Origin of the sequence: Achromobacter agilis (genome assembly GCF_900496965.1) — a bacterium.
In the GTDB taxonomy this organism is placed as follows: Bacteria; Pseudomonadota; Gammaproteobacteria; order Burkholderiales; family Burkholderiaceae_B; genus Achromobacter; species Achromobacter agilis.
This window is the reverse complement of the sequence record NZ_UFQB01000043.1, coordinates 18,024-28,394: the sequence shown is the minus strand read 5'-3', so window position 1 is coordinate 28,394 and position 10,371 is coordinate 18,024. Positions and strand designations below refer to the sequence as shown.

Genomic DNA, 10,371 nt, shown 5'->3' with positions numbered 1-10,371 from the left:
AATCTCCTGCATCGTGCTGACCACTTCCGACACCGCCGAACCGCCGCGCTCGGCCACGTCCGATGCGCTCGCCGCCAATTGATTGGCCTGGCGGGCGTTGTCCGCGTTCTGCTTCACGGTCGAAGCCAGCTCTTCCATGGAGGCCGCGGTTTCTTCCAGCGAAGCGGCCTGCTGCTCGGTGCGGCTCGACAGGTCGGCGTTGCCCGCCGAAATCTCGCGCGAGCCCACGTTGATTTCTTCCACCCCGCGGCGCACCGTGGCCACGGTGCGCGTCAGGCTTTCCTGCATGCGCTTGACCGCCGCGAACAGATGGCCGATTTCATTGGTGCTGCGCACCTCGATGCGGCCGGTGAAATCGCCCGCGGCAATCTTCTCGAAATGGCCGCCAGCTTCACGCAGCGGCCGCAGCACGGTGCGGTTGATGAAGATCCAGCAGCCCAGGGCCAGCGCCAGGGCGATCGCCAGCATCACGATGGTGACGGTACGCGACACTCGGTGCGCCACCCCGGCCTCGACGACCAGCTCGTCGGTGCTGGCATCCACAAAGGCCAGGACTTCGCCCACGGCTTCGCGCAGCGCCGTGTTCGCCGCGCTGCCGGCGTCGTTCAGATCCAGATATTCCTGCACCGCCATGCTGGAGAGCGCCGCGGCCTGGCGCTTGAACAGGCCGTCGAATTGCTTGTAGGCGCTTTCAAGCTTGCCATTCACGGCCTCGGAGCCTGGCAGGCGCGGCGCCTTGCGATAGGCATCGAGCGCCTTGGCGCCGTCTTGCATCAGGCCTTCCGCGCGCTGTGCCTGCGAGGCGGCCTGCTCGGTCTTGCCCTGCTGCATGTCCATCAAGGACGTAGCCAGCAGCAGGCGGCCGCGCAGGAACAGGCTGTAGGCCCGGTTCAGCTGCGTCGCCTGCGTGGAATAGGCGCTATTGACCTGGTCCAGCTTGTGGTTGCTGGAGTCCATTCCCACCCACGCCACGCCATTGGACACGAACATGGCGCCCGTGAAGAGCAGCAGCACCAGGATGAGGCAGGTGCGAACTTTCAAATTGACAAGCATGAAATATCCGAGCGTTGAACGACGTGAACCGACACTACCTACCGCGCACGCAACCACGGACGCCCCGGCCCAGGGCCGGCAGCGTCCGCAAGTGCGCCAATTGCCGCGCCCTACGGCGCGGCCTGGAACTCCACCGCCTTATTTGCGGCTGAACAGACTCGACCCCTGAATGGTCATGAACGCCGCCGATGCCGCCTGCAGCGCAACCTGGCGCAGGGCGAGCTGGCTCGCGCCTTGGTAATAATCGAGGTCCTCCAGGTCCGACAGCGACTTGGCATACGACAGGCCCTTCTGCGTGCCGGTCGCGTCCAGGGCCTCCAGTTCGTTCATGCGCGCGCCAACGGAAGCATTCACCGTCAGCACGTTGTCGTAGGTGGAAGCCAGCTTCTTGTTGGCTGTGGCCAATTCATTGTTCAGCCTGGCGGTCGCCACCGGATCGCCGCTGCTGGGGGCATCCAGGGTCGAGATCAAGCGGTCCAGCGTGGCGAACACATCCATGTCGGCCGACTGAATGCTTTCGACGTTGATCGTATCGCCCGCTGCGGGAGCGCCCTTGATCTCCACCGAAACGCCGCCGAAATCGATCGCCGCGCCATCGACATAAGGCGTTGCGGGCTGTGCGTTATCCGGCACAATCACCGGATTGCTGCCGTCGGCATCGGTCGTCGTGACGCGATAGCCCATCGCGCCTGTGACGGGATCGGCTTCGAATGTCACTGAGAAATTCTTGCCCAGGTTGGGGCTGCCCGGGGTCACGGAAGCCGCGCCGAATTCAGCCGTACCCGTATTGGCGGGCGCAGCGGACGACACGTATGCCTGCGAGCCCGGATTGGCGCGGCCGAAAATATCCTTGCCCAGATCGCTGGTGGAGAGCTGGCGGCTCTGGTCAACCTGAACGGTCCGTTCGCCCACCGACCCGCTATAGACGATCTTGCCCGATGCGTCCTTCGAGTACGGCATCACATTGCCGTCGTTGCCCGAAAACAGATACTGGCCGTTGCCGTCTGTCGAGTTTGCCAGGCCCAGCAACGCTTCCCGCGTGCTTTTCAGCGCCGTGGAGAGCGTCTGACGGTCAGTGTCCGACAGCACCCCGCCGGCCTGGATGATCCGGGTGCGCGCTTCCTGCAAGGCATTTTTCACCGCGTCCAGGGCATTGCTTTCCTGGCCGAGGTTGGTGTTGGCGGTCTGACGGTTCATCGCATACGTCGCGTTCATGCTCTGCGTCTGCGCAACACCGATAGCCAAAGAGGCCGCCAAAGGATCATCGGCGGGGCTGAGGTTCTTGCGCCCGCTGCCGACCTGCTCCACCAGGCGATTCATGTCGGATTCCTGAGACAGAATGCCACTCAGGCCGTTCGTGTACATCATCGTGGTACTCAGACGCATGGCGCAACTCCGAAAATCTCTTTAATCATCACAATTCAACGGCCTGATCAGCCGCGCAGGCCCAGCAGCGTGTCGAAAATCGTGCTGGCCACATCGATGATGCGGGCGCTGGCCTGGTACTGCTCCTGGTACAACGACAGGCTCACGTATTCTTCGTTCAGGTTGACGCCCGACACCGACTGCTGGGCGGCAGTCGCCTGCTTGATCAGGTTCACCTGCGCCGTGGCGGCGGCTTTGACCTGCGCGGTCTGCACGCCCACCGTGTTCACGACCTGCGCGAACATGTCGGTCGTGCTCATCGTGCCGTGGCCCAGGACCTTGGCGTTCTCCAGCTGCGCAAGCTTGAGCGCATTCTTGCCGTTGGCGTCGCCCCCCTCCGCGTCGGCCGCGGCGATCTTTTCCGGATCCCGGATCAGCACCTCGATGTCGCGGGCGGCATCGCGCGTGGGCGACAGCGACCACTTGTCGCCGGCCTGCGGCGGCGCGCTGATCGTCAGCGTCACGCCCATCTCGCTGTCGAGGTTCAGCGTCGCGTTGGGCGGCGTGCCGGTGGCCGGGCCGTTATAGACCTGCACGCCTTCCGGCAGGCGCAGGACCTGGTAGTTCGCGCCGTCGAACGAAATCTCGTAGTCTTTGGCGTTGATGTTCGCCAGGTCCGTGAATTCGCCGGCGATCTGTGCGTTGCTTTTGTTCTGCGTATTCGGCACGGCCGAGGGCGAACCGATGCCGAAGAACTCGGTGCCCTGGTTACCGTTCTGGTCCAGGCCCTTCATATGCTGCTCGTTGAACGAGAGCGCCAGGCCGACCGCCATCTGGCCCAGCTGGTTCTGCATCACGTCCAGCGACGAAGAGCGGAACTGCAACAGGCCGCCCAGCTTGCCGCCGGTGACTTCGCTGTCGCTCAATTCGACCGAAACCGTCTTGCCCGAACCGGCGGGCAAGGTATAGGCCAGCACCGTGCGGCTGGCATCCTTGGACGAGGGCACGGCCTGCAACGGATAAATGCTGGTTCCCGACAGCAGGGACTGGCCGCCGTTCGCCAGGGAAATGCTGATCTTGTCGCCTTGCTCGTAGGTCGTGATGCCGACCAACTGGTTCAGCTCCATTACGGCCTGGTCGCGCTGGTCGAGCAGGTCGTTCGGGGGGCTGCCGCCGGCCTTGCCGGCGGCCAGCGAAATCTGCGTGTTCAGGTCGTCGATGCGGGCCAGGTAGCTGTTGACCTGCTCCACGGTGGTCGTGATCTGCGTGTTCAGCCCTTCACGCTGATTCTGCATTTCGGTGTAGGCCGACCGGATCTGCGTCGCCAGGCTGTTGGCCTTGCCCAGCAGGTCGGCACGGGCTGCTGGATCCGCGGGCTTGCTGGCCACGGTGTTCATGCTGGTGAAGAAATTGTTCAGGCCGGGCGCGATGCCGACGGTGCGGTCGGCGAACAGGTTGTTGACCTGGGAGACCTGGTCGAACTGGGCCTGCAGCTGAGCGCCGCTGCCTTGCGCGCCGACGAGCTGCTTGTACAGGAAGCTGTCGTAGCTGCGCACGACGGTGTCGACCTGCACGCCGCGGCCGATGTAACCGTTGCTGGTGGCCTGGGCGCCGGCGGTGGAAACCATGACGCGCTGACGGTTGTAACCGACCGTCGTGGCGTTGTTGATGTTATGACTGGTGGTTGCCAGGCCTGCCTGGGCCGCGTTCAGCCCGCCCAATGCCGTTTTGTACAAATTCATGCTGACAATGCCCCGTATTTAACCGCGACCGATATGACTGGATACTCCATTAACGGCAGGAGATCGCCTGAATTTAGAGTCCATCCAACATCTGGCGGGAAATTTCCACCTTGGAAGCCGCGCCCCGCAATTGGCTCATGACGCCAATCAGCTTCTGGGCGTACTGCGGATCGGTCGCATAACCCGCGTCCTGGATCCGGCGGGCCGCCTCGACTTCGTTGCGCGCCTGGGTCACGCTCTCGTAGCGCGGACTGTTGCCGATCAGGCGCGCGTAGTCCGCGAACGATTCCTCGTAAGAGGCGTAGGCGCGGAAAGGCTGCGTCACCTTTTTCGCCACACCGTCTTCGTATTCGGTCGTGAGCACATTGACGACCTTGCCCTTCCAGCTGGACCCTGCCTTGATACCGAACAGGTTGTAGCTGGTGCTGCCGTCCGCGTACTTGATCTCGCGCTTGCCCCAGCCCGATTCCAGCGCCGCCTGGCCCATGATCAGGCGCGCCGGCACCCCGCTCTGCTGCGAGGCCACGTTTGCCGCATTCGCCATCTTCGAGACGAAGTCGACCACGTGTTCGGGCGCGCCTTCCGCGGCCGCCAGGGCCCGGTCGCTGGCGCGGTTGTTGCGCATCACGTTCAGCAGCGCCGAGACTTCGCGCGAGCCGCCCGTGCGGAAATCGAGATCGGCGCCCTGCCCGATGCGCTTGATGGCGTCCGCCGGCACATCGCCCGGCTTGCCTTCCTGCATCTGCGCCAGGATGGCCTGGGACAGCCCGATGCCCGGCGTGGCCAGGTGCAGCGCCAACTGCTCGTCAGCCATCGATTGCAGCATTTGCGTCTGCTGCGAATCGAACAGGCCCTCCTTAGGCGTGGCTTCGCGCATGCGCTTGAGCATCATCTGCAGGAACAGGGCTTCGAACTGCTTGGCAACCTGCTTCTGCTGTTCCGTGCCCGCCGGGTCTTTCTTGACATCGCGCTTCAGGTCCGACAGGCGCCCCATGTCGAAGACCGAATCCTGCCGCTGGGCGCCGCGCGCCACCTCATTGCCGTATGCCATCGCCGTCAGATGATTTCCAGTTCGGCGCGCAGGGCGCCCGCGGATTTCATGGCCTGCAGGATCGACAGCAGGTCCTGCGGGGTGGCGCCCAGGGCATTCAGGCCCTTGACCACGTCAGCCAGATTGGCGCTGGTGCTCACGCGCTGCAGGGATCCGTTGTCCTGGCGCACTTCGATCTGGGTGTTGGGCACCACCACCGTCTGCCCTTCGGTGAAGGGTGTGTCGGGCTGGGAAACCTGGTTCTGGCGGTTGATGATCACCGAGAGATTGCCATGCGCCACGGCGGCCTCTTCGATCATGACCGTGCGGTTCATGACGACCGAGCCCGTGCGGGCGTTGATGATCACCTTGGCCACCGTGGGCGCCCGGGCGACCTGCAGGTCTTCCACCAGCGACAGGAAACGCGCCTGGGACGCCTGCTCCATGGGGGTGCGCACCTGCACCACGCGGCCATCCAGGGCCGTGGCCGTGCCCTGGCCGAATTTCTTGTTCAACGCCGCCGCCACGTTCTGCGCGGTGCCGAAGTCCGTATTGTTCAGTTCCACATGGATGTAGCCGTCGCGCGAGAACGTGGTGGGCACGGAACGCTCGACGATGGCGCCCGCGCTGATGCGGCCGCCGTTCAATTGGTTGATCTGCACGCTGGAGCCGCCCGCGGACGCGCCCGCGCCGCCCACCAGGATGTTGCCCTGGGCAATGGCGTAGACCTGGCTGTCGGCGCCCTTGAGCGGCGTCATCAGCAAGGTGCCGCCGCGCAGGCTCTTGGCGTTGCCCATGGAGGACACCACCACGTCCAGCGTCTGGCCGGGCCTGGCGAATGCCGGCAGCGTCGTGGTGACCATGACGGCCGCCACGTTCTTCAACTGCATATTGCTGCCGGAGGGCACGGTAATGCCCAGCTGCGACAGCATGTTGGTCAGGCTTTGCTGGGTGAACGGCGTCTGGCGCACCTGGTCACCGCTGCCGTCCAGGCCCACGACCAGACCGTAGCCGATCAGCTGGTTGCCGCGCACGCCCTGGATCGAGGCCAGGTCCTTGAGCCGCTCGGCCTGCGCCGCGCCGGCGCCCGCCAGCAGGCTGGCGGCAACGCAGACGCGCGCCAGCACCCGAAAAAGAAAGACAGCATGTTTCATATCAATTGTCCAAGGCGCCCATGCAAAAAACGTGCGCTGCATCATCGAAATGCCACGGAGCCGGCTCCGCCGGTCCGTAGGCATGCCCCCCTTTGAGGGGGAGGCGCACAGCGCCTCGGGGGCGGACCTATCCTTCATGTTCAGAACGGCGACGCCATCAAGAAGAAGCGCTGCAGCCAGCCCATGGTCTGGACCTCATCCATGACGCCCTTGCTGCGGTATTCGATGCGGGCGTCGGCCACTTGCGTGGACGACACGGTGTTCGTGCCGGTAATGGAGCGCGGGTCCACGACGCCGGAGAAGCGTACATACTCGCTGCCGCGGTTGATGGCGATCTGCTTCTCGCCCGCCACCTGCAGGTTGCCGTTGGACATCACGCCCACCACCGTCGTGGTGATGGTACCCGTGAAGGCGTTGTTGGCAGTGCTGTCGCCTTTGCCCTGCGACACGTTCCCGCCCTTGGCGTCCGTGTTCAGGTTGGCGTTGGCCCAGCTGTCCATGAAGGACGGCGCGGCGGCGATGCCCAGGGAGGCGCTGCCCGTACGGTTGGTGTTGGTGGCGACGTTCTTGGAGGCGTTCGTCTTCTCGTTCAGAACGATGGTGACGATGTCTCCCACATTGCGCGGCCGGCGGTCCTCGAACAGCGGATAGTTGCCGTAGGTCGTGGGCTGGTAGATGGAGCCCGTGGGCTGCGCCGAAGGCATCGGCGGCGCCGGCGGCGCGGCCGTCGTCGGCCCGGTCACGATAGGTTCGGGCGGAATCATGGCGCAGCCGGCCACCAGCATGGCCAGGGCCGCACTCGTTACCAGGCGCAAGACAGACATGGACATCACAGTTGGGTCAGGCGGGCCAGCATTTCGTCCGAGGTCTTGACGGCCTTGCTGTTCATTTCGTAGGCGCGCTGCGTGGTGATCATGTTGACCAGCTCTTCGGCGACATTCACGTTGGAGGTTTCGACGTAGTTCTGCATGATGGAACCGGCGCCGTCCACGCCAGGCTGCAGCAGGTTGGCCGGGCCCGACGCGTCGGTTTCCAGGTACAGGTTCTCGCCGATGCTCTGCAGGCCGGTCGGGTTGATGAACGTCGCGATCTGCAGCTGGCCGATCTGCACGTTGACACCGGCGGCGCCCGGCTGGGTCACCGAAACCATGCCGTCGTTGCCGATGGTGATCGACAAGGCGTTGTCGGGCACGTTGATCGGCGGCTGGATCACGTAGCCGCTGACCGTGGTCAGCTGGCCGTTCTGGTCGCGCTGCAGCGAACCGTCGCGGGTGTAGGCCTGCGTGCCGTCGGGCAGTTCGATCTGCAGGAAGCCTCGGCCGTTGATGGCGACGTCCATCTCGCTGCCCGTGTTGTTCAGGTTGCCCGAGGTGTGGATGCGCTCGGTCGCGGCCACGCGCGCGCCGGTACCCAGCTGCAGCCCGGAGGGCAGTTGGGTGGCATCCCCGACCTGGGCGCCCGGCTGGCGCAACGTTTGGTACATCAGGTCCTGGAACACGGCACGGCCGCGCTTGAAGCCGTTGGTGGAAACGTTGGCCAGGTTGTTGGAAATCACGTCCATGGAGGTCTGCTGACCTTCCAGGCCCGTCTTGGCGATCCACAGCGAACGCATCATGATGAAATACTCCTGGTGCCGCGGCCCGGCCGCGCGCGAAAAATGGTTTTAAATCAGCCGCCGGATCAAGCGCTTATCGACAAAATGCCGTTGGCGCGCTCGGCGTTGCGGTCCGATTGCTGGATCACCTGCATCTGTTGCTCGAAGCGGCGGGCGTTCTCGATCATGCCGACCATAGACGCCATCGGATTCGTATTGCTGCCTTCCAGCACGCCCGCCAGCAGACGCAGGCTGGGATCGGCGGGCATCGGAGGCGCGGGCTGGCCATTGGCCGGCGCCCGGCGGAACACGCCGTCGTCGCCATGCACCAGCTCTTCTTTCGGCGGATCGGCCAGCTTGAGCCGGCCCAGGTTCAGAATGTTGTTCGGCGCATCGCCCGCGCCGATGGCGGTGATGGTGCCGTCGGAGGTGATCGTCAGCGCGGCCTGGTCGGGCACGTCGATAACGCCCCCCTGGTCCGACAGCACGGGCTGGCCCAGCGACGTTTGCAGCAGGCCATTGACGCCGACCTGCAGGCTGCCGGCGCGGGTATAGGCTTCGCCCTGCGGCGTCTGCACCGCCAGCCAGCCGCGCTCGCTGGACAGGGCCACGTCCAGGTCGCGGCCGGTGGTCTGCATCGTGCCCATCTGGAAACTGTTGCCGGGCGTGGAGGCGACCGTCGACACACGCGTAGGCAGGCTCACGCCGTCGGTCACGGGAACGGACCGGTACAGCGCGATCTGCTCGCGAAAGCCCGGCGTGTTCACGTTGGCCATGTTGTTGCTTAACGCGGCCTGGTGCTCCGTGATACGCGCCGCGCCGTTCATCGCGGTATAAATAATCCGATCCATTTCCTATTCCATCGCTATCCAGATATGCGCCTGCGGCGCTTCGGGGGGTGGGCCCGCCTCTACTTCAGGTTCATCAGGACTTGCATGATCTCGTCCTGAGTCTTGATGGTCTGCGAATTGGCCTGGTAGGTGCGCTGGGCGATGATCATGTTGACCAGCTCCTTGCTCATGTCCACGTTGGAGGCTTCGGTCGCCTGGCCCACCACCTTGGACATGCCGTTGGTGCCAGGCTGGCCGAGGATGGGCTGGCCCGAGGCCGCCGTTTCCGTCCAGGCGTTGTTGCCGACCGGCTGCAGGCCTTGCAGGTTGGAGAAGTCGGCCAGCACGATGGTGCCGACAACCTGGGTTTCGCCGTTGGTGTAGCTGGCCACCAGGCTGCCGTCGCCACCGATGTTGATGCCGCTGAACTCACCGGAGGTGTAGCCGTCGGGCTTGGCCACCAGTTTGTAGTTGCTGCCATACTGCGTGGTGCCGGTGTAGTTCATCGCGATGTTCAGCGGATCGGCCGGGGTCGTGGTGCCGCCGGGCTGCGCAAAGCTCAGGGTCACGACGGGCGCGCTGGTCAGCGTGCCGGCGTTGTTGAACGTGAGCTTCGTGGGCGTGACGCCGCTGCTCCACACGCCGCCGTTCTCCGTGGTCGGCGCCATGGCCTTGCCGTCCATCGTGTAGTAGACCTCGTAAACGCTGGCGCCCGCTTCGGACGGACGCTTCACGAAGTACTGCATGACCTGGTGCGAGTTGCCCAGCGAGTCATACACCGTCATGGGCGAGGCGTTGGTGTAGGAACCAGCGACCGTCGGGTCGAAAGGCTTGCCGACTTCGACGGTTGCCGCCACGTACTCCGAGAACGTCGCCATCTTGGACAGATCGCCCGACGCGACGGCGCCGTTTGCGCCCATCGTAACGGTCTCGGCGCCGTTGGTGAACGTGGCGCCAACGCCAGGCACCGGCGTTCCCGCAGGCACACTGGCCACCAGCGTCGCGGCGCCGGCTCCGTCGCGCCGGAACGAGAAAATAGTGCCGCCCAGCGTGACCGTGCCGAGCGTTTCCGGCACGGTTTCGGTATTGGTCTCGTAGACGACCTTGGCGTTCGCGTCCAGGTTGGCCACCGTCGTGCCCGTGGAGGTCGCCTTCGGCGCCACGTTGGCCATGGGCAGCTGCAGCTCGGTCGGGTTCGCGCCGATGGCGCCGGCCGGATAGCCGGTCAGACGGTAGCCCTGGGCGTTCACGATGAAGTTGTTCTTGTCGACCAGGAATTCGCCGTTGCGGGTGTACATCACCGCGCCGCTCTGGTCGGTGACGCGGAACATGCCCTTGGCGCCGTCAATGGCGATGTCGTATTCGCCGCCGCCGCCCTGCACGGTGCCCACCGTGAAACGCTGGCTGATCGCCGCAACCTTCACGCCCAGGCCGACGCGCGAACTGGCATACACGTCCGCGAAGGAGGCGGTCGACGACTTGAAGCCGACCGTGCCCGAGTTGGCGATGTTGTTGCCGATGACGTCCAGGTTCTGCGCCGCGGCATTCAAGCCGCTCAATCCTTGTCCAAAGCCCATGTTTTCTCTCGCTAATCCTTAAACTG

Annotated in this window: 9 protein-coding genes; all 9 read right to left on the bottom strand. The window is 64.7% G+C overall.

Annotated elements, in window-relative coordinates; all coding sequences use genetic code 11:
- Positions 1-1,053 (bottom strand): Tar ligand binding domain-containing protein (locus AGI3411_RS29400; RefSeq protein ID WP_129530827.1); only part of this gene is annotated, 1,053 nt, incomplete at its 3' end.
- 138 nt (positions 1,054-1,191) lie between these two features.
- Entirely contained in the window at positions 1,192-2,439 is a 1,248-nt protein-coding gene (gene flgL / locus AGI3411_RS29395; RefSeq protein WP_129530826.1) for a flagellar hook-associated protein FlgL, read from the bottom strand.
- A gap of 47 nt (positions 2,440-2,486) precedes the next feature.
- The gene (gene flgK / locus AGI3411_RS29390) at positions 2,487-4,160 is read right to left on the bottom strand and encodes a flagellar hook-associated protein FlgK (RefSeq protein WP_129530825.1); all 1,674 of its coding nucleotides are present in this window, start codon (positions 4,158-4,160) and stop codon (positions 2,487-2,489) included.
- 73 nt (positions 4,161-4,233) lie between these two features.
- Entirely contained in the window at positions 4,234-5,211 is a 978-nt protein-coding gene (gene flgJ, locus AGI3411_RS29385; protein ID WP_129530824.1) for a flagellar assembly peptidoglycan hydrolase FlgJ, read from the bottom strand.
- Positions 5,212-5,216: 5 nt separating this feature from the next.
- The gene (locus tag AGI3411_RS29380; protein ID WP_129530823.1) at positions 5,217-6,344 is read right to left on the bottom strand and encodes a flagellar basal body P-ring protein FlgI; all 1,128 of its coding nucleotides are present in this window, start codon (positions 6,342-6,344) and stop codon (positions 5,217-5,219) included.
- Positions 6,345-6,484: 140 nt separating this feature from the next.
- Positions 6,485-7,174 (bottom strand): flagellar basal body L-ring protein FlgH, encoded by a 690-nt coding sequence (locus AGI3411_RS29375; protein WP_129530822.1) that lies wholly within the window; start codon positions 7,172-7,174, stop codon positions 6,485-6,487.
- Positions 7,174-7,959, bottom strand: coding sequence for a flagellar basal-body rod protein FlgG (flgG, locus tag AGI3411_RS29370; RefSeq protein ID WP_129530821.1), 786 nt, complete (start codon positions 7,957-7,959; stop codon positions 7,174-7,176). Before flgG ends, AGI3411_RS29375 begins: the two co-directional genes overlap by 1 nt.
- Positions 7,960-8,024: 65 nt before the next feature.
- Positions 8,025-8,789, bottom strand: a complete 765-nt coding sequence (locus AGI3411_RS29365) for a flagellar basal body rod protein FlgF (RefSeq protein ID WP_129530820.1) — start codon at positions 8,787-8,789, stop codon at positions 8,025-8,027.
- Positions 8,790-8,848: 59 nt separating this feature from the next.
- Positions 8,849-10,345 carry a flagellar hook-basal body complex protein gene (locus tag AGI3411_RS29360; protein WP_129530819.1) on the bottom strand — a complete coding sequence of 499 codons (1,497 nt, stop codon included), beginning with the start codon at positions 10,343-10,345 and terminating at the stop codon, positions 8,849-8,851.
- Between the last annotated feature and the right edge of the window lie 26 nt (positions 10,346-10,371).